The sequence below is a fragment of the Photorhabdus namnaonensis genome (genome assembly GCF_001684335.1).
GTDB classification, from domain to species: Bacteria; Pseudomonadota; Gammaproteobacteria; order Enterobacterales; family Enterobacteriaceae; genus Photorhabdus; species Photorhabdus namnaonensis.
Map to the genome: position 1 here is coordinate 211,782 of NZ_LOIC01000061.1, position 19,936 is coordinate 231,717.

Annotated in this window: 19 protein-coding genes and 2 pseudogenes; 12 read left to right on the forward strand and 9 right to left on the reverse strand. The window is 41.0% G+C overall.

Annotated features, from left to right (window positions below):
• Nucleotides 1–35: 35 nt before the first annotated feature.
• On the reverse strand, nt 36–446 hold the full coding sequence (locus tag Phpb_RS10860) for a type III secretion system chaperone (RefSeq protein ID WP_065390346.1): 411 nt from the start codon (nt 444–446) through the stop codon (nt 36–38).
• Nucleotides 447–1,193: 747 nt separating this feature from the next.
• Between Phpb_RS10860 and Phpb_RS10865 the strand changes: the two genes are divergently transcribed.
• On the forward strand, nt 1,194–3,071 hold the full coding sequence (locus Phpb_RS10865) for a lipase family protein (protein WP_065390347.1): 1,878 nt from the start codon (nt 1,194–1,196) through the stop codon (nt 3,069–3,071).
• A 357-nt stretch (nt 3,072–3,428) separates the two neighbouring features.
• A complete protein-coding gene (yfcD, locus tag Phpb_RS10870) occupies nt 3,429–3,971 on the forward strand; it encodes an NUDIX hydrolase YfcD (protein ID WP_065390348.1) in 543 nt (180 codons plus the stop codon).
• Between the two features lie 183 nt (nt 3,972–4,154).
• Here yfcD and Phpb_RS24885 read toward each other — a convergent pair.
• Nucleotides 4,155–4,259: pseudogene (locus Phpb_RS24885) on the reverse strand (AraC family transcriptional regulator); the annotation flags it as partial.
• A gap of 677 nt (nt 4,260–4,936) precedes the next feature.
• Between Phpb_RS24885 and Phpb_RS27240 the strand changes: the two are divergent.
• The 5 genes and pseudogenes from Phpb_RS27240 (at nt 4,937) to Phpb_RS10890 (ending at nt 6,906) form a co-directional block, all read left to right on the forward strand.
• The gene (locus tag Phpb_RS27240) at nt 4,937–5,497 is read left to right on the forward strand and encodes a DUF4225 domain-containing protein (RefSeq protein ID WP_065390349.1); all 561 of its coding nucleotides are present in this window, start codon (nt 4,937–4,939) and stop codon (nt 5,495–5,497) included.
• 89 nt (nt 5,498–5,586) lie between these two features.
• Nucleotides 5,587–5,841: pseudogene (locus Phpb_RS27245) on the forward strand (DUF4225 domain-containing protein); the annotation flags it as partial.
• Nucleotides 5,834–6,193, forward strand: coding sequence for a hypothetical protein (locus tag Phpb_RS10880; protein ID WP_065390350.1), 360 nt, complete (start codon nt 5,834–5,836; stop codon nt 6,191–6,193). The pseudogene Phpb_RS27245 and the gene Phpb_RS10880, both read left to right, overlap by 8 nt.
• On the forward strand, nt 6,186–6,539 hold the full coding sequence (locus Phpb_RS10885) for a hypothetical protein (RefSeq protein ID WP_065390351.1): 354 nt from the start codon (nt 6,186–6,188) through the stop codon (nt 6,537–6,539). Before Phpb_RS10880 ends, Phpb_RS10885 begins: the two co-directional genes overlap by 8 nt.
• Nucleotides 6,532–6,906: a hypothetical protein gene (locus Phpb_RS10890; RefSeq protein ID WP_065390352.1), complete on the forward strand. Its 375-nt coding sequence runs from the start codon at nt 6,532–6,534 to the stop codon at nt 6,904–6,906. The genes Phpb_RS10885 and Phpb_RS10890 overlap by 8 nt, the downstream gene beginning before the upstream one ends.
• An 84-nt stretch (nt 6,907–6,990) precedes the next feature.
• Here the strand turns inward: Phpb_RS10890 and Phpb_RS10895 are convergent, their stop codons facing one another.
• Entirely contained in the window at nt 6,991–7,452 is a 462-nt protein-coding gene (locus Phpb_RS10895; RefSeq protein WP_065390353.1) for an Hcp family type VI secretion system effector, read from the reverse strand.
• Nucleotides 7,453–8,263: 811 nt separating this feature from the next.
• Here Phpb_RS10895 and Phpb_RS10905 point away from each other — a divergent pair.
• Complete coding sequence (locus Phpb_RS10905) at nt 8,264–8,578, forward strand: antitoxin of toxin-antitoxin stability system (RefSeq protein WP_065390355.1); 315 nt, start codon at nt 8,264–8,266, stop codon at nt 8,576–8,578.
• Nucleotides 8,575–9,087, forward strand: coding sequence for a hypothetical protein (locus tag Phpb_RS25455; protein WP_065390356.1), 513 nt, complete (start codon nt 8,575–8,577; stop codon nt 9,085–9,087). Before Phpb_RS10905 ends, Phpb_RS25455 begins: the two co-directional genes overlap by 4 nt.
• Nucleotides 9,088–9,203: 116 nt before the next feature.
• Here Phpb_RS25455 and lsrG read toward each other — a convergent pair whose 3' ends face one another.
• The 6 genes from lsrG to lsrA form a co-directional block, all read right to left on the reverse strand.
• The gene (gene lsrG, locus Phpb_RS10915) at nt 9,204–9,503 is read right to left on the reverse strand and encodes a (4S)-4-hydroxy-5-phosphonooxypentane-2,3-dione isomerase (protein WP_065390357.1); all 300 of its coding nucleotides are present in this window, start codon (nt 9,501–9,503) and stop codon (nt 9,204–9,206) included.
• A 12-nt stretch (nt 9,504–9,515) separates the two neighbouring features.
• On the reverse strand, nt 9,516–10,391 hold the full coding sequence (gene lsrF / locus Phpb_RS10920) for a 3-hydroxy-5-phosphonooxypentane-2,4-dione thiolase (protein WP_011147358.1): 876 nt from the start codon (nt 10,389–10,391) through the stop codon (nt 9,516–9,518).
• Nucleotides 10,392–10,459: 68 nt separating this feature from the next.
• Nucleotides 10,460–11,479: an autoinducer 2 ABC transporter substrate-binding protein LsrB gene (lsrB, locus tag Phpb_RS10925; RefSeq protein WP_065390358.1), complete on the reverse strand. Its 1,020-nt coding sequence runs from the start codon at nt 11,477–11,479 to the stop codon at nt 10,460–10,462.
• A 62-nt stretch (nt 11,480–11,541) separates the two neighbouring features.
• Complete coding sequence (lsrD, locus tag Phpb_RS10930) at nt 11,542–12,543, reverse strand: autoinducer 2 ABC transporter permease LsrD (protein ID WP_065390359.1); 1,002 nt, start codon at nt 12,541–12,543, stop codon at nt 11,542–11,544.
• Nucleotides 12,543–13,544 (reverse strand): autoinducer 2 ABC transporter permease LsrC, encoded by a 1,002-nt coding sequence (gene lsrC / locus Phpb_RS10935; protein ID WP_065390360.1) that lies wholly within the window; start codon nt 13,542–13,544, stop codon nt 12,543–12,545. Before lsrC ends, lsrD begins: the two co-directional genes overlap by 1 nt.
• Nucleotides 13,538–15,073, reverse strand: a complete 1,536-nt coding sequence (lsrA, locus tag Phpb_RS10940; protein WP_065390361.1) for an autoinducer 2 ABC transporter ATP-binding protein LsrA — start codon at nt 15,071–15,073, stop codon at nt 13,538–13,540. Before lsrA ends, lsrC begins: the two co-directional genes overlap by 7 nt.
• A 233-nt stretch (nt 15,074–15,306) precedes the next feature.
• On the opposite strand from lsrA, the gene lsrR reads away from it, so the two are divergent.
• From lsrR to Phpb_RS10955, 3 genes are all read left to right on the forward strand, one after another.
• Complete coding sequence (lsrR, locus tag Phpb_RS10945; RefSeq protein ID WP_109396617.1) at nt 15,307–16,299, forward strand: transcriptional regulator LsrR; 993 nt, start codon at nt 15,307–15,309, stop codon at nt 16,297–16,299.
• Between the two features lie 104 nt (nt 16,300–16,403).
• Nucleotides 16,404–17,996 (forward strand): autoinducer-2 kinase, encoded by a 1,593-nt coding sequence (lsrK, locus tag Phpb_RS10950; protein WP_065390362.1) that lies wholly within the window; start codon nt 16,404–16,406, stop codon nt 17,994–17,996.
• A gap of 381 nt (nt 17,997–18,377) precedes the next feature.
• Entirely contained in the window at nt 18,378–19,844 is a 1,467-nt protein-coding gene (locus tag Phpb_RS10955; RefSeq protein ID WP_065390363.1) for a nucleotidyltransferase domain-containing protein, read from the forward strand.
• The last annotated feature ends 92 nt before the right edge of the window (nt 19,845–19,936 follow it).

The window sequence follows — 19,936 nt, forward strand, 5'->3', positions numbered from 1 at the left end:
TTTCTGCTGTGAACCATTTAGCCTGAGAAAACAGGTCAAACAAAAATATCGTTGGCCGAAGCGGAAGTGGTGGGTTTAGTTTCTGGAAAAGGAAGTTCAGCTCTTATTTTTTGCAGGTTCCCCAGAATATTAGCCAAGTCAGTAGCATCGATTCGTTCTATATCTTGTAATAAACAGAGACGAATAGTTTGCGTTGGCTGATGTAATGCAAGCCATGCTCCTCCAAGCATGTTTATATTACTGTTTAATGAGAGCCAAAATTCCGCATCACTATTCACAAACGAAGCCACCGTATGATGAAAAGTCAGTGTTGTTCTTGTTGAATCCACTTCTAACCACCAAGGGCCATAATCACCGATGTTCAATTGCACTGCGCCGGTAGAAAGATTCAACATAATGTTGGTCTGAGCGGCAAAATCTGCGCATAACTTTTCTAATTTGGACATAAATAAATCTCATCAAAAAAATTAATAGTAAAATATTGCCTAAATTATGTGGTCGAGGAACAGGATCGTCTATCAAAAATAGACAAAAATATTGTAAGAATTAATCAAATGGATGGGTTCTTGGTGGTAACTAAATAATATCGTCAACATATAGTGACGGTTGGTTTCTATGAAGAATTTGGCGCTAAATCTAGCGGGATAAGGTGAATAGTCAATTTCAATCTTACTCTCAGTGATGGTTTTGGGGGCCTTATGGACTGAGGGAATAGAACGAATATATCGCGTGGTGACTAATGAAAATATGCTATCAATGATAAATTATTAACTAATTTCTTATTTCTGTTTTGATTGAGTATGGATGGAATTTTTTCATTATTTAATTCATTGAAAATAAAATTTAATGATTAATCATGACGGTTAGTATGGATATTTTTTTCTTATGTAAATCAAACTATTATTTTTTAATTTTTTGGTGATGATAACTCTATATCGGAATAATGAATTTTTGGTTTTTATTTTTTGTGGATTTAGTATTTGTGAAATTAAATAAATCAATGATCTGCATTGTTATTTGGTTGCCATTTTTTACCTTATGTTTTTCATAATGATATTCGTTTTGCATTTATTGAATTTTATTACAATTACATACTTGAGTGAATGAATTTTCTCTCCCACTATTATTGATGTATCGACCTAATAATAAGTGTCGAATTAATACTCCAGAATAAAAAGAGGGAGATAATAATTATGAGCGAATTATGCCCACGTGATATTATTGATAGCCAAAGAACTACAGAACATTGGGTGGAGTTCCAATTAGTTGATGAACAAGGTAATCCATTAGTGAATATGCCTTATCGTCTGATAAGTAGCGGGAGGTTCCGAGATGAACGCAAAGGTGTGACTAATAATCAAGGATTGCTTAGGGAAGAAAACTTATCACCTGATGCGGTGACGTTATATATCAGCGCTCAACCATTAGCTGATGAAATGGAACAACGTCCATTACGGGAAAAACGCAGTATTAGGGCGTCAGTTGTCAAACCAAAAGCGGAAACGGAAGGTCATCAACACCATTATGTGACGATTGGACAGATAAGTGATGGCTTGCCTGTAATTGATAAATGGATAGAAGAGAAACCGCCACGCTATCATTTCCCGGATTCGGTACCGAAAGGTTTTCGTGTTCTCTCAACAAATTGCCGGTATGTTTTGGAAGTATGTCCATTTCGTGCATGGGTACTATTGTTACATCATCAGAAAGATTATTCCCTGGTGAATGCTTATAATTTGGCATTAATGGGATTACTGTCATATTTTGATGATAATGTCGATATAGCAGGTTCTATTACTCATTTTTTTAACCGACAGATGCTGGATATATCTCAATTGCCCGGTAAAGTGGAAAAAATAGCGCGCACGCCGATTGTTTATGATGTGCCATTTAGTGAACGTTACACTGATGTTGTATTTATTGATTCAAAAGCGGGTGAAAGCGGGATAGGAGATACGGAATTATTTTATGCAGCTAATCAACAGGATATTATTATCAGTTGGCGAGGGACAGCGAGTGTTGATGACGCCATTACTGATATTATGTATCAACCATTGAAATTGGGTTGTGAACCAGATGGGGTATGCAGTGGTTTTATTAATAATGGTAAAGTTCATAGGGGATTTTGGGAGGCGTTTAATCTTATTGGTCAGTTAAAAGTTCCCGGTTCTGATGAAAATATGTTTCATAAAATTATTAATTTAGCTAAAAACCGAAACGTATTTGTTTGTGGACATAGTTTAGGTGGCGCTTTAGGATTATTGCATAGTGCCCAACTGAAAGAGTATCATCCTTGCTTGTATAGCTATGGGATGCCTCGGACATTAACTCGCAGCGCGGTACAAGAATTGGAAAATATGACACATTACCGTCATGTGAATGAAAATGATTTGGTTCCCTCTATGCCCCCGGAAAAAGATTTGGATAACTGGCTTTATAATTATTGGGGACCATTGGGTTATCTATTTAGTGCTATTGAATTGTTGGGTTTGACGAAAGGTCAGGAGGTTTTTTTACATCATGGAGAAATAGTTCATTTTTATAAGGCTGATCTTATTATTGAGACTTTAAAAAAGGATGATTCAAACAACTTTATACGGCTTACAGAGGTATTGCCTGTCATGGCAAAATTGTATTTGATTCCGTCACTGAATCATGAAACTGAAGATAATATGAAGATGGCATCGGAGATTCAAAAGGAATTTTTTAAACAGATAAGTAGTGCTGATAGGGATAAATGGTTCCCACGTAATGCAAACCCGACCTTAAAATATGCTTTAGGTGTCCCTGATCACCGTATGCTTAACTATATTCATTACATTGGTGATAGAATTGCAGAATTGTTTGCTCCCGATAAATATTCTTTTTATCAAGAACAGAAAAAATTATTTGAAAAAACAATGAATGAAAGGAATGATATTATTCCTGATATTCGGCAACGTAATGCATTGTTTTTGAATATGGATGCTCAATTAGAGCTAGCACTTATTGATACTCGGCAAGATAAACGTGGTATTTTGGCCTTAGCACGTTATACCAATATTGCTACGCGGATTGAGAAAGAGTTATGATAAAATAGAGATGAATAAGTTAAATATTAAGATTAACGAATTGACATTTATAACCGGATAAATAGAACGCTAGAAAATAATGTCGCCATAATGAGAAATATGGTCGGACGACGGTTTAGATTTCTCTTTTCTAATTTTAAGGGTTGATAAGATGAAGTTATCAACCCTGTTATCATTACCAGTAAAAATCTTATCAGACTACAGTTTCTTTACAGTTCTATTCCAAGTTTAGTGAAAAGGTTGCATGAGCCGTCTGAAACGAATAACTTCGTAGGGCCCTTATCGATTTGGTTGTTTTGAGTAGAATAAACATTTTGTAGATTTGCAAGTTTTTGCTAATAAAAAAGGTTTTTGAAGATGGAACAAGAGAATGTAGTGAGTGTTGAGTGGATCGATATCGTTAATGAAAATAATGAAGTCATTGCTCAGGCTACGCGTCGGCAAATGCGCGCCCAACGTTTACGACACCGTGCGACTTATATCGTCGTTCACAACGGCATGGGAAAGATTTTGGTTCAACATCGTACAGTGACTAAAGATTTTTATCCGGGAAAGCTGGACGCGACCGCAGGCGGTGTTGTGATGGCGGGTGAAAATATGTTGGATTCTGCCCGACGCGAAGCAGAAGAAGAATTAGGTATTGCCGGTGTGCCTTTCGCGGAACATGGTAGTTTTTATTATGAAGCAGAAGATTGCCGTATTTGTGGCGCATTATTCAGTTGCATCAGTCATGGTCCGTTTGCTTTACAGGAAGCGGAAATTGATGATGTGTGCTGGTTGACGCCGGAGGAGATAACCGCTCGCTGTGATGAATTCACCCCTGATTCGCTGAAAGCGCTTTCTCTATGGCTGACGCGTAATAATGATTTTGATGAAATTATTATTAATAGAAAAAAATGAGAATAACCCAAAAAGAGTTATCCAATTAATCTGAGTAAAAATTAATGAGGTTGTACATTCTTATTGATGAAATGCTGGAGGCTGGCTGGCAGCCATCCTCCAATACGACCGTACCGTTCTTTCGAGGTTTTGAGCGAACTGTTAATAACGTGTTGTAAGATATATGCTTGGTGATACAAGCCTCTATTTAAGCGGTAAGTAAATATCCGTCAGTAATTCATGTGTAGCGACTTCATGTACAAAGTTAAAGTAGTGAAAGTACAGTGGGAAATCGCGTAGCTCTTCTCCGCCTGAACATAAGAGACATTGCCTGACTGATATTGCTGACTTTTGCGTTAAGCCGGTATGGAAAACGTTATTTCAAATGAAATTCTAATCGTATAAGTAAGGAAATAACAGCACATAGCAGGGCAATGAATTTAAAGCGTATTAGGTAGTAAAATAGTATAAAGATTTTAATCCTCTTGATCTTATTAATGAAAATAACCGGGTTATTTAGGGATGAGAAACTCTATGGGGATATAATTGTTATTGTTAAAGAATAGGTAGCGTTTAAAAAATTAGGTTTGAATAATGGTTAGTATTTAGAAGATAGAATATTTGGGGAAGAAAAGACTATTTATTGTTCTATTATTGTGATTTAATGGATTTGGTTTGATTTGATAGAGGTCGTAAAGATATTGTATGGCCCAGATAATCTGGGTATCCGCTATGGAAAAGCATTTCTCGATATTGGAGTGCCTTAATAGGTATTGTCAGGAATTAGGATCATGTGGGACCAAATCATAGCTATCTGATTCAGCCGTGGATGAGGACCTTTTTATATAACGGTTATCCATTGGAGTTTAGAATCAGCATCCTAAGGTTAAGGGCTTACAATGTTCTTTTGGACAGGATCATGGAATGGTTATCACATTGTTTGGGGATCGGTATGAGTCAAAATTAACGAGTTATAGAGGTTTAACATGGCATTTTCATCAAGACAGAGTTTGCATTATTTAGAACTCAAAATTAAAGAATTACATGAGATATCATCCAAGCTTAATTTTAGATATCTTTCTGATGCTAGAAGCGGGTGTCGTTTCCTTTTTGAAATAAATGAACTAATCACAAGGGTTAATCATGAGATAGGTACAAATTGTTTGTCTGTTGATGGTGGTATTGCAATCCTGCAAGATGAAATAGATAACCTAAAGAGACAGGAATTTGACCTGTTAATGAATGATAGCCAGATATATATGATTGTTCAAAAAGAAAAAAAAGAAGAAGGGGATGAAACAATCAATTTAACTTTGAAAGGAATTGGTTTTGTTAGCGGTGGTTCTCAAATCTTTGCTGGTCTTGGCGTATGCGTGGCCTCTCTTGGCACCGCTTGTGCGGGTTTTGGTGTACCTCTACTGATACAGGGAGGAAATAATGTTTATGAGAATGGGTATTACCTGTTATTAAGAAAAGAGGTTTCAGGTCCGGTAAGAGATGTTTATACCCTATGGATTTCAAGATGCATCGCGACGGCAAGGGAGTGAATCCCCGGGAGCATAGATAACTATGTGACCGGGGTGAGCGAGTGCAGCCAACAAAGAGGCAACTTGAAAGATAACGGGTATATCGTGATGCAGCTAAAACGCTTGGTTATAGTGAAACTGATGGTGATAGAATTTACGGTTATGTAGATCTGGCGTTGTCTGGGTACGGAATAGCAAGATCTGTTGTGAGGCCCGGAACGTTTCGTTTATTTCGGTATATAAAAACTGATTACATCAGAGGGTGGCAGGTGATGGGGAGGATACCTTTGCTTGCTGAGATTACTGGTGATCTTGTGACTAGTTTCGGTATTTATTCGATTTCTAAAGGTGAGAAAAATGAATGATGATGTGACATTATCCTATTACAATGTCTTTTTTGTAATTATTTATTACACAATGTCTATTTTCGTGCTTATTGTACTGTTTAAGTTGAGGGGGTACGTAAAAATTTATATTCAAGCGGTTGTTTTTACTGTTATTCTTTTGGTTTTTACTGTTATTCAATATAATATTTTATTAAATGGCGGCGTTCTGATATATATATATCCACATTATTTTAGTATTTACGATTATAGCTCAATTCGGTTTGGTGCTTTGTTTTTCTTTATTGTATATTGCTGTCTGATGCCTGTGAGCAAATTTGATCGTGAGGAAAGAGAAAAGCAAAGTGGAAATGATGGTGAAAAAAATGAATGATGATGTGACATTATCCTATTACAATGTCTTTTTTGTAATTATTTATTACGTAATGTCTATTTTGGTGCTTATTGTACTGTTTAAGCTGAGTGAATATGTCAGGGGCTATATTAGAGAGGTGATTTTTACTGTTATTATTGTGGTTGTTGGTGCTATTCAATATGGTATTTTTGTAAATGGTGGTGTGCTGGTATATATATTCCCACATTATTTTAGTATTTATGATTATGATTCAATTAGATATGGTGCTAATTTTCTTTTATTTTTATATCCTTGTCTTCTTATTATGGATAGACCCTATAGTAAAGAAAAGGAAAACAGAGATAATGGTGAAAAAGATGAGTGATGGTATAACGTTATCCAATTATAATATCTTTTTTGTAATTATTTATTACGCAATGTCTACTTTCGTGCTTATTGTACTTTTTAAGCTGAGGGGATATGTAAAGGGTTATATTCGAGCGGTGCTTTTTACTGTTATTTTTGTGGTTGTTAATACTATTCAACATAATATTGCTGTAAATGGCGGTGTACTGGTATATATATTTCCACATTATTTTAATATTTATGATTATAGATCAATCCGGTTTGGTGCTTTGTTTTTTGCAATTGCATATTCTTGTCTTCTTACTATGAATAAACCTGATAGTGAAGAAAAAGAAAAAGAAAAAGAAAAAGAAAAAGAAAAAGAAAAAGAAAAAGAAAATGATTGATATTTATTCAATGGATTACAGAGTGAAGTTTATTTTGAAGTTTATCTAAATACCTCCCGTTTGGGAGGTGGTATCTTATTGGCATTAATATACCGTATCTTCCCATATACTATAACCGCCGGTCCCTGCGATAATATGGTTCCACGTTATACTTTTATATATTAACGATAGTGTTGGTTGCTGGTCATTATTTTCTAAAGAGTTGGGATGGAGTACACTGTATTCCAATATTTGAGCTCCGATTAGCTTTAAATTAAAATATAATTCTAATCCTCCATTTAAACTTGTCCGATAATGGTTAATAAAACAATCCATTACTTCATTATTGGAAATTGCAACACCTAACAGAGGCGTTGATTTATCAATGGGTTTTCTAATTATCACCGGTTGATGTTTAATGTTTTTCTTACGTAACATTGAGTGGCTCAAACCGTAAACCAGAATTTCATCTTGATGGTTAACTTGGTATTTATTACCAATCGAGTCAATTGATGAACAACCCGCGGAGATGAGTCCCTGATTTCGCCCTTTTATCGTCAAATAAATTAACGGCCTATCCCAATAGGGCTATTTTATTTGCCATTTTGAACCTGGGCAGTGCTCAAAATCCTCACGTACTACGTGTACGCTCCGGTTTTTCCGCGCTGTCCGTGTTCAAACTGCCTGCAACAATTACGCCTATTGGGATTGGCACTAAATCAGCCAAAATATATTTACTCCTATGTCATTGGTATGAATGATGTAGATAAGAAAGTAGTTTGGTTGTCAGACTCGTCTCTTTTTCTTCTAACTTTCGTCATGCTGCCAAGAAGGTAAAACATAAGTATGCTTGCCTGTTTGGAAAGCATATTTAAAAATATTCCAAGTTAGTATCAAAGAGGAGAATGCTAATCAAGGTTCTTTCCATTCCTCAAAAATAGCGAAATTTGATCAAAAGTCAACCTTTTTGGTTGGTTTTAAAGCAATTGTTTATTGGGCGATATCGGTATTATTAATACGACATTCAGTAATGCAGATTGTGACTTTGAGAGATTCTGTTGGGAATTATTACTTGTTGATTTTAGTGATAAGCAAGGAAAACGTAGCGTTATTCTTGGAGAATAAATATGAATAGAGGTTTATAAAGAAAGAACATGGAGGAGAATGAGGAATATTGATGCCGTGTTAGCCCCGCGAGTTGCAAATATATACTGCTTCACAGTATAGTCCTGAGAAGTAAAAACATGATCAGAGTGTACTGGTTTATTATGAGAACCCTGTAAATTAATAACTTATTAATCTACGAGATGTTAGTGGTCTCCAAATATAGCTCTATATTTAGAGCTATATACGGCAGTGTTAAGTGGAGGTATTTTATATGTTACAGAAGGTTATGTGTGGTTACACCATACCGATAAGCAAGTTCAAAGCCAATCCTAGCGCAGCTTTGGCGGAAGCCCAAGGAGATGCTATTGCTGTCTCATCAAACAATCAGATCCAGTTCTATGCTGTGCCTGCACATATGTATGAAGAGATTATTAATTTTGTTGAGTTTGCTCAACGAGGGACAACTGAGTTAAAAAATATTCCAGCTAATTTTACTGGTGAAGGTTTGGATATGGATCAGGTTGCTACTGAGATGGCAACGAAACTTAAACATGGTTCCCTGTACTTAAGGCCGATAAAAAAGTGAATCAGAAAGCAGAACCTAGGATTCAACCCAAAAAGAAAGAGTTCAATAAGATAAAGGCAGATAATTCTGTCAGGAAACTATCATCTGCACAGAAGCAAGATCGTGACGCTCGTTTCTCAGCACGTCGAAAAGCTTTAAAGGAGTCAATCCTATCAGATTCAATCTGGTTGACCTCAGAGGCTGTTTCAAATGGATATGGGTTTAAATCCAGCAATAAGAGTGTAGGGCCAAACAGATGGAAAAACAGTAATAAGATTTTTGCGATTACGATTGATGGTAAAGGTTATTTTCCTCAATATGCTTTAGATGAAGATTTTAAACCGCTTGATATTATTAAGAAAATCATCACATTATTTGGTGATAAAAAAACCTCTTGGGGATTGGCTGTTTGGTTTGGTTCGAATAATAGTTGGTTAGGTAATAAGAAACCTAAAGAAGTTCTGAGAACAATGCCAGAGCAAGTACTTATTGCCGCTAGGGAAGAACTGGAAGGGGGAGGGCATGGTTAAGAGAAAAGACCAAAAATTACAGGGAGCGTCAAAATCCCCGGGAGCATAGAAAACTATGTGACCGGGGTGAGTGAGTGCAGCCAACAAAGAGGCAGCTTGAAAGATGACGGGGATATTTATTTTATTTCCGGCATCACACCTATAAACGATCTCTTCTTCCTTGGTTCAGACATTAGGGATTCAAGATGCTCAACACATTGTAGATAATGAGGAGTTTGTTTGTGTATGTTAGCCGCGTTTTCATCAACATAGGCTTCATAAATATAAAAGCGGGTAGGGATATTTTCATCACGTAATACATCAAAACGTAAATTGCCTGCTTCTTTAATTGACCCCAGATGATTAAGGCGAAAAACTTCAATAAATTCGTCTAATTTGTCCTGCTTAACATTAATTTCAACCAAAGTTACGTGCATCTTATATTCTCCTTATTGTTTTTCACTTAAAAATAACTCGTAAGCTTTGCTGGCATTCTCATTCTGGTGTACGACGGCTTGAACCGCTTTTAACATGGCGACCGGCGCTTCGGATTGGAATATATTACGGCCCATATCAACACCGGCAGCTCCTTGATCAATGGCCTGGTAACACATCTCCAGAGCTTCTTTTTCTGGTAACTTTTTACCACCCGCAATGACAATAGGAACCGGGCATCCGCTGGCAATACGTTCAAAGCCTGTATCGACATAGTAAGTTTTAATGATTTGGGCGCCCATTTCGGCCGCAATACGCGTCGCCAGAGAAAAATAACGCTGATCCCGAACCATATCTTTACCAACGCCGGTGACTGCCATTGTTGGCATACCGTAACGCATTCCCTGATCGACTAATTTGATAATGTTCTTAATTGACTGATGCTCATATTCAGAGCCGATATAGACCTGAGCGGCTACTGCACAGACATTCAGGCGTAAAGCGTCTTCCATCGCGACCGCGACCGCTTCATTGGAAAGCTCTGTCAGAATCGAGTTGGCGCCGGAAGCACGCAGGACCACCGGTTTATTAGTCGCGGGTGGAACCTGACTACGCAGAATGCCACGGGTACACATCAAGACATCGGTATGGGGGAATAGTGGAGCGATATTGATATCGATACGTTCAAGCCCGGTTGTTGGCCCCTGAAAATAACCGTGGTCGAAAGCCAGCATAACCGTTCGATTGGTTTTAGGATTAAAAATGCGTGAAAGTCGTGATTGCATTCCCCAATCCAGTGCGCCACAGCCTTTCAGTTCAAACAGGCTGTTCTTCTGCGGGATATCAATACCAAAATCTTTACCATCTTTAATATCATCTAAATCTGCCATTTTTCTTCTCCTAACTCACTGACATTGGGCCAGCAACCATGCATGGTAGAGATTGCTGGGCCGTAGTATTAGAAATCGTATTGATTGATATTGTCTTTGGTGAAAATGACCCGTTCAGGCAGAACAACAATACCGTTTCCTTTAGCTTCATAGCGGTAGCCTTGAACGCGGTTTGGTACCACTTCAACAATGCCAATATCAGGAATATCTAGTTTATCGCCGACATTTAAATCACCTTTCTTGAGTAATTCATTGGCGACATGAATTGATATTTTGCCTTGGTTGACCACATCCCAGAGTCCGAATTGCTTGACGGTTCCGCGTTCAACATAAGGACGCATGACATTGGGGGTGCTGAAACCGACGATCGCAACATCTTGTCGTTTCAGATTTTCTGCTGCTTGCGCCGCGGCAGGCAGAGCGTTGGCATCCGGAGCAATAATGGCGTCCAGATCACTCCAGGCTTTTAAAATCCCCTCTGCGGTTTGTAAGGATTTAGTTGCATCGTTATAACCAAACTGGGTGGTGACAATTTCCCAACCTGGGTGTTCCGCGGCAATTTTATCTTTGGCTTCTTTTACCCATTGGTTTTGGTCAGTGACTGTTGGGCTGGAGTAGAAAAACGCGACTTTGGCTTGCTTTTTTTGCACCTGATTGGCCGCCATATCCACCAGCATTCCGCCCAGTTGGTTTGGCGTTCCCTGATTGATATAGATAGAACGGCATTCCGGCGAGGTGTCTGAATCCCAGGTTAGAATTTTCACCCCCCGTTGCATGGCCCGTTTCAACGCGGGGCATAGGCCATCCGGTGAAACCGCCGAGACCACGATAGCGTCATAGCCTTGGTTCACGAAGTTGTTGATAAGCTGAACTTGCCCGGCGACACTGGGTTCTGTCGGTCCATCATAGGTAACATTGACGCCCAGGGCTTTCCCGGCGGCTACCGCGCCTTGGCCGCCACTGGTAAAAAAGCCGACACCGACCAGTTTAGGGATGAAAGCAATTCTTTCGGCGGCATGTACCCAAGAGGCGCAAGCCAGACTTAATAGGCTAATTAGAGCCAGTTTTTTCAGGATTAATGTTTTCATTACTCTCTCCATATTGTTGGGTTTCAGAGGGGCTGTAATGTCATAAAATTCAATCTGTCGATTTAGGAAGACAACCTCTGATTTCGCCATCGCTGTATCCAGTCACGAATTTGGTGGTGATGCAGGCTGATGGAACGTCCTACCACTGCAATAATCAACAGGGCGCCGGAGAGGGCGCTGGATACCTGATTGGGAACGCCGGCCATCTGTAATCCCTGTTGTAAATAACCAATTAATAATATAGCCAGCGCGGTGCCGATGATTGAACCTGAACCACCGTAAATATTGGCTCCTCCCAATACTACCGCGGTGATTGCCGGCATCAAAAATGACGCGCCAAGGTCAGAGCGCGCTGATCCAAAATAAGAAACTAATACAATAGCGGCAATAGCAGAAGCTACGCCGGTCAGGGTATAGAGAAGATACAGTGTTCGGGCAATGGGAATTGCCGCGTAACGGGCAACTTTACTGCTTTGTCCAATCAGAAAAATATTGCGACCACTGTGGGTACGATGCATGAACAGCCAGAAAATAAGGAGGCAGAGTAGAAACAGCACTAATGGCATAGGCAGGCCAAACACAGTCAAATTAGCAAAATCAGTCAACGCTTGTGGAAAGCCGCCAATGCCTTCATAACCGGTTGCGCCGGAGATGCCGGAAAGCAGAAGGGCGCTGCCGCCGAACAGATATAGGGTACCGAGTGTGATCACCAGTGGGTTAATGCCGGTATATAAAATTAGCGCGGCATTGATTATTCCACATATTGCACCGACCAGTAGCGTCAGTGGAATAGCGGCGGCCATTGGAATACCGGCCTGATTCATCACTCCGAGCGATATCGCACACAAACCAATAGTTGAGCCGAATGAAATATCGATACCGCCACTCACAATAACCATAGTCAGCGGCAAGGCCACAATCCCGATGCAAATAAAATCACTGGTACTCAGCAACAATATATTAATATCCAGCATGCGCGAGTTTGCTATGCCAAATAGCAGAATTTCAATAATCAGTAATGCGGCTAGGGCGAACTCCCAACCATAACGTTGACCGATACTCATTATGTCACCTGATTACGTTTATCGTTTTTGAGGAAACGGGCATATTTTTGTTGGCGGATATTTTTTTCGATGGCACAACGAAGACGTCCATCAAAAATCAATACCGCGAGCAGAACAAATCCGGCAATAAAATCATTCCACCAAGCAGGAAGTTTTAGCAGTACTAATCCGCTGCTTATTTGCGTCAGGAAAAATGCGCCTAAAATAGCGCCGATCACGGTACCGGTGCCGCCAAGCAGACTGACGCCGCCTAGCACACAAGCTGCGATAGCTCTCATTTCCAGTCCATTACCGGTCTGATTTGGGATAAAGCCAATCTGGGAGGCAAAAACAATCCCGGCCAGCGCGGCCATCACGCCATTTACGGAAAAGGCGATAATTTGAATGCTATCTGTACGAACGCCCAGTTGACGAGCGCCTTGCAGGTTGTCCCCAGTGGCGTAAAAGCTCCGGCCAAATGGGGTTTTTGCTAGTGTCCACGCCATTGCTAATATCAGCACCATTAACAGCCAGCCGATAGGTGAGATATTGAGCCATAAAGGTGCGGAAAGGCGCTTTAATTCGTCCGGTAAACCTTCAATCCATTTACCGTCAGTCAGCAATAACATCAGGCCGCGGTAAAGCCCCAATGTGCCGAGAGTAGTAACAATCGCGGGAATTTTCAGCCATGCGACCAGTACGCCATTGATGAACCCGGCACCCATACCGAGTAGAAGAGTCAATAGGCAGGAAACGGGCAGGCTAAAGCCGGCATTCAATGACATTCCCATTATGACCGCGCATAAGCCAGCAATGGAGCCGACAGAAACATCAATATTGCGAGTCAGCATGACTAGTGTCGCCCCCATTGCAAGCAAAATAAGGATCTGCGCGCTACTGAAAACGAGGGTGACAGTTTGTAAGTTAAAGTACTGGTGGTCGATGAGACTAAGTAAGCCAAATAGACAGAGAATAGCAATCAATGCGGTAATTTCGCGGTTATTCTGGATAAGTTTCAACATGATGCCGCCTGTTGTGGTTTATGTTCGCCGAACGCGATATGCATAATGGTGTCAACATCCATCTGTTGCTTAGTTAATTCGCCGTTGATTTCTCCCTGATGCATGACTAACACCCGATCAGCCATCTGAATCACCTCATCCAGATCCGATGAAATAAAAATAATCGCCACTTGTTGTTGGGCGATATGGCGAATCAGTTGGTAAATATCATTGCGTGCCGCGACATCCACACCACGTGTAGGTTCATCAATAATAAGGACGGCGGGGTGAGCTTCCAGACATTTAGCAATCAGCACTTTCTGTTGATTACCGCCGGACAGCGTTTTGATCGGCTGGTTGATATGGCTGAATTTGATATTCAGGATTTGGCAATAGCGTTCAAGGACCGCGGTGTCATAGGCGGGGCGTATCCAGAATGTATCGCGGTTGTGGGTTAGTGAGCAGATATTCCAGCCGAGTGATGAATCCAGAAATAGTCCTGATGACTGCCGATCTTCCGGCAAATAAACCAAACCCTGAGCCAGACGTTGAGCGGTTGTTAGCTCATTAATAGCGTGTTGTTTTAACTTGACTTCACCGGATATCGCAGGGCGCAGGCCATAAAGGGTTTCAGCCAGTTCGGTACGACCTGCGCCGACAACGCCGGCCAAGCCAAGAATCTCACCGGGTTTCACTGAGAATGTGATATTGCTGAAACCCTCGCCACTCAGTTTTGTGACTGTCAGTATTGGTCGATCTGGCGCTGTCCGGTGCCGGTTATTGTTGAGATCCAGGCTCAATGTTGGGGCGCCGTTTAACGGCTGATTTTGCGCGGCCGGTGTAATAGCCTGAATAATATCATCTGTTGTGTAATCACGGATTTCGCCGCTTAAAGCAATACTACCGTCACGCATGACACTGACCTGATCCGCTAATTGATAGATTTCAGGGATTTTGTGAGAAATAAAAATAATGCCGACGCCTTGCTGTTGTAATTCACGGAGCTGGGCAAATAGGCGTTCGGTTTCTGCTGGTGTCAGGGAAGCGGTAGGTTCATCAAGGATTAAGATTTTCGAATTACGCATCAGGCCGCGCATAATTTCTACCAATTGCTGATCGGCGACATTAAGGTTGCTAGCACTGACATGCAGATCTAACTGGCAGCCAAGTAATGCTAGTAGCTGTTTCATCTTAAACTTATCTACCTGATGCTTTGGCAAACGAAACAGAATGTTTTCTTGTACAGACAAATTCGGAAATAGCAATGGTTCTTGTGGTATCAGATAAATACCGAATTGATGGGCTTTAGTGGGATTAAGATGGCTAACATGATTACCGCTAATCTTGAGAGTGCCTTTATCTGGCTGCTCGATACCGGCAATAATCTTCATCAGTGTTGATTTGCCCGCGCCATTACCCCCTAACAGAGCATGTATCTGCCCGGGAAGCAGAGTAAAATCAATATGTTTCAGTACCATTACGCCGGAAAATTGCTTACTGACGCCACTGACTTCTAATAGTGGTGGTACTGCGGTGTTGTTATGTAACATCGCGGCATCCTCTTAACATACAGGTGCGGAGGCAGACAAAATGAACATTTATATATTTAAAAAACAATTGTTCAACATGGTAGCTGTTAAATTGTGATATTGGCAATATTTAGATCACATTTTGTGAAAAATTTGCATATTCATTGAATTATGTTCAAATTTTTGCAGTAAGACTCTGGCGTGTTATACGTTTTAATGGTTATCTGTTGAGTGCGGATAAAAAGAAAGTGGTTATGTCGATAAAATCAGTGAAAGAAAAGTCAGCTAAAGAGAAAAATGAGGACACCTATCCGGGTAATAGCATGAGTGAAGAAGAGCTGCTTGCGCGTATTGCATGGTTTTACTATCACGATGGCCTGACACAAGGCGACATCGGCGATTTGCTTGGTTTGAGCCGGTTAAAAGTCTCCAGATTACTGGAGAAAGGGCGGCAATCAGGTGTCATTCGGGTACAAATTAACTCTCGTTATGAGGGGTGTTTGGCGCTGGAAGATACCCTGCAAAAACATTTCTCTTTGAAACAGGTGCGCGTTTTACCTGCGCTGGCAAATATGAATCTCAATGTCAGATTGGGGATTGGTGCGGCACATTTGCTGATGGCGTTGATTGAACCGCAGCAATTATTGGCAGTGGGATTTGGTGAAACCACCATGTGCACATTGCAACATCTAAGCGGCTTTATCTCATCGCAACAAATTAGGTTAGTCACACTATCCGGTGGCGTCGGTCCTTATATGACCGGTATTGGTCAACTGGACGCGGCTTGTTCAATTAGTATTATCCCCGCCCCATTACGTGCTTCCACCGCTCAGGTTGCTGAAACATTCCGTCAGGAGAGCAGTGTCCGTGATGTTTTGCTGGCGGCTTGCGCGGCGGATATTGCTGTTGTTGGAATTGGTGCGGTTAATCAGAAACAGCAGGCGACAATTATGCGTTCTGGTTATATCAGTGGTGGTGAACAGCTCATGTTTGGCCGCAAAGGCGCAGTGGGCGATATCCTTGGCTATTTTATGCGTGCTGATGGTGAACTGGTGGAGGATATGCAGATTCATCAGGAGCTAATTGGTATCTCCATGCCAGAACTAAAAACTATCCCGACAGTGATTGGCGTCGCGGGAGGGGAAGAGAAAGCGGAAGCCATTATTGCCGCGTTGCATGGTCAATATATCAATGGACTGGTGACGGAAGAACAGACTGCCAAAGCAATGCTGAATTTGCTGCGCTGAACCCTGTATTGACTCTATCCGTGAAATAAGCAGAAAAAATTTGAGGTAAAGCTATAAGTTTAAAAAGTAATAGTTCAAAAAGTGATTAAATTGAGGATAGCATCATGAATCAACGCCGTAGTGCTAATCCATCGGGAAAATATCTGATGGCGCTTGATGCAGGAACAGGGAGTGTTCGTGCAGTGATATTTGATCTTGAAGGAAATCAAATCGCCGCAGGGCAGGCTGAATGGATACATCAGCCTGTACCTGATGTACCGGGCTCAATGGAGTTTGATTTAGCGACGAACTGGCAACTTGCATGCCAGTGTATTCGTCAGGTGCTGAAAACCGCACAATTGCCTGCCAGCGCTATTCAGGGGGTGGCATCCTGTTCCATGCGGGAAGGCATTGTGCTTTATAACCGCAATGGTGAGCCGATCTGGGCTTGCGCTAATGTGGACGCGCGCTCCAGCCATGAAGTGAGTGAATTGAAGGCGCTGTATAACAACACCTTTGAATATGATGTGTATCAGTGTTCAGGGCAAACATTAGCCTTGGGAGCGATGCCTCGTCTGTTATGGTTGGCTCATCACCGCCCGGATATCTATCGTCAGGCAGCGGCTTTAACCATGATCAGCGACTGGCTGGCAAATATGCTCAGTGGCGAGTTGGCTGTCGATCCCTCCAATGCCGGTACGACAGGCATGCTGGATCTGGCAAGCCGTGACTGGCGCCCCGATCTACTTGAAATGGCAGGATTGCGCTCTGATATTCTTTCGCCGGTAAAAGAGACCGGAACCTTGTTAGGTTACGTCACTGAGAAAGCCGCGGCCCAATGTGGATTGAATGTTGGCACACCGGTCATTATGGGCGGCGGTGATGTACAGCTCGGTTGTCTTGGCTTAGGTGTTGTCAAACCTGCCCAGACCGCCGTTATCGGTGGCACATTTTGGCAGCAGGTGGTTAATTTACCGGCGCCGGTCACTGACCCGAATATGAATACACGGATAAATCCTCATGTTATACCTGGCATGGTTCAGGCGGAGTCCATCAGTTTCTTTACTGGCTTAACCATGCGTTGGTTTAGGGACGCGTTTTGCGCGGAAGAAAAGTTGTTGGCGGAGCGTCTTGGTGTTGATACTTATAACTTACTGGAAGATATGGCGGCCAGAGTCCCGGCAGGCGCTTACGGTATCATGCCAATTTTCTCTGATGTGATGCGATTTAAAGCCTGGTATCACGCCGCGCCTTCCTTTATTAACCTTTCCATTGATCCTGAGAAATGCAATAAAGCGACCCTATTTCGTGCGTTGGAAGAGAACGCGGCGATTGTTTCGGCCTGTAATTTGGATCTGATTTCTGCTTTTTCCGCAGTGAAACCGGATTCACTGGTATTCGCTGGTGGGGGTTCAAAAGGAAAATTATGGAGCCAGATTTTATCTGATGTGACAGGGCTGCCGGTTCGGGTGCCGATGGTTAAAGAATCAACTGCTTTGGGATGTGCCATTGCCGCCGGAGTGGGGGTTGGGCTTTATGACGCAATGGGGGTTACGGGGGAAAAACTGGTGCGTTGGCAACATGAATATCAGCCAAATCCTGAACATTATGAAGTGTATCAAAAGGCTAAACAGGATTGGCAGGCGATATATGCTGATCAATTAACGTTAGTCGATCATGGTTTGACAACTTCATTATGGAAAGCGCCGGGATTATAGCTTGCAATGGATTGATCCACCGTATTGCTAGGTGCGCTTGTGCTAATAGGCGACTTGTGCACCGAGTATTTTCTTAATGCCTGAAAATATATAATGTCGTGGTAATGGTTTGAGATAACGGTGAATTTACTGATATTCATAGTCTGTCCCGCTTCAATAATACTGTAATGTTGGTCTGGAATTGAAAGGCACCGGCTGTATTTTTTAATATGGGAATAAATTTAAAAAGAAGAACTTCCGAAAATCTTGGAATAAGCATATCATTCTTAATGAACCATTTTTAATTGAGATCCCTGTTGCTTACGACTATAACCTATTAAAACATGTAGCTTGATTCGATGCATGATTTATGGACTTAATATACTTATAGAGTAAATTTATATGGACGCAAGAACTGACTATTTTATTCAGTCCGCATTAGAAGTTTTTGGAGAGAATCTCCTTGGTATTGCGGAAACTGATTCATATCTCCGCCAGCCCGATTATTCTTCTCGGTGTGTGAGGCATTTCTACGTGATTTTACCTGATAATTTCGTCACAGGTTGCATTACATCACTAAGATACCTTCAGGCGGAGTTTTTTGAGTTTACCCTAAATTATCTTACGATTAGTGAGTTGTCATATTATCCGCCTCATTGTATGTGGCAATTTACTAAGAATCCTTGGCTCTTACGGTCGGAAAAAATAAGTGATGTGGTACTCCCTAGTATCAAAGGAAATCTTGATATATATAGACAAGCAGTTTTTAGCGTTGCTCATATTGCACGTCTTTACTACCTCAGAAACTTGACGCCAAAGACTCACGTTTGGGGAGTACGCCAGCTTGGTTGGGCAATGCGTTACGCCGAATTGGGGCTATATCGTTTGCTCGAATCGGAGGAACTATCCTGTATTCACAAAGATAGTGCGTATGTTTTGAAAGTACCAACAGAAGAGCTTAATTGGCTGATCACTTGCAATATATCCTGGCAAAAATTCGAAGAAGAGCTTTTGTCCGATATTAATGTTTTCCGTGATGCAGCGGCACGGTTAAGTAAAATTGCGGAGTACTATTCGACATTATTACAGCACTTGTACCCGGAGACACGAATTGTTCCAGCACAGGGTAAAGTAGATGATCTTCTTTCATTACAACCGCTTATTGATCAAGTGATTATTCTTTTAAAGCAATTTATTGGAGATAGATTATTAGCCTTTTATCTCCACGGTAGTGCTGCCCGGGGTGATATGCGAAGTGGTTCAGATATAGACTCTATTGTTATCGTGGATAAAGTCGATACAGTTATCCTTGAAGCAATTCGCTCAACACAATCTAGGTTCAAAGATTTATCCATCTCCGTATATAGCGAATCGAATGTTCACCAATATCCTAGTTTCAGAGCATATGCGCTTATTAATGGAACTAAGCGTGTCTATGGTAATATTGCTTTAGAAATGGGACCGTCATTGAAAAGCGATATATATGGCATTATTAATAACTTATTTACTATAAGGCAAATAGCTCGTTCTTATCTGATTTCTGGTACATATGGACATCGGGCACATTATATGCTTGGACTGATGATGAAACTCACCGATCATGGTTGCTTACGCCCTTTGCAAATCCTAAAAAGTGGTTTCTATCCAACAAAGAAAACGCAGGTTTTGGAATACTACAGAGACAACGAAATTCTCACCAACATTATTAAATATACGCAAAACCTAAAAGAATGTGAGAACACGCTAAAGCAAAAATTGCTTATTGGGAGTCGAGTTGAATTAGAAAACTTATTCTATTCATTACTTGACGCATGTGAAATAGTGGCAGAGAGATTAAATATGGTACAGATTGAGAGATCAATTTTATAGACGGAATGACGCTAGTTCTTTTAGCTAAACATATTACGATGAGTAAGGTATTGATTCGTATCTAAATATCGTCATTAGCTAGTGCAATAATT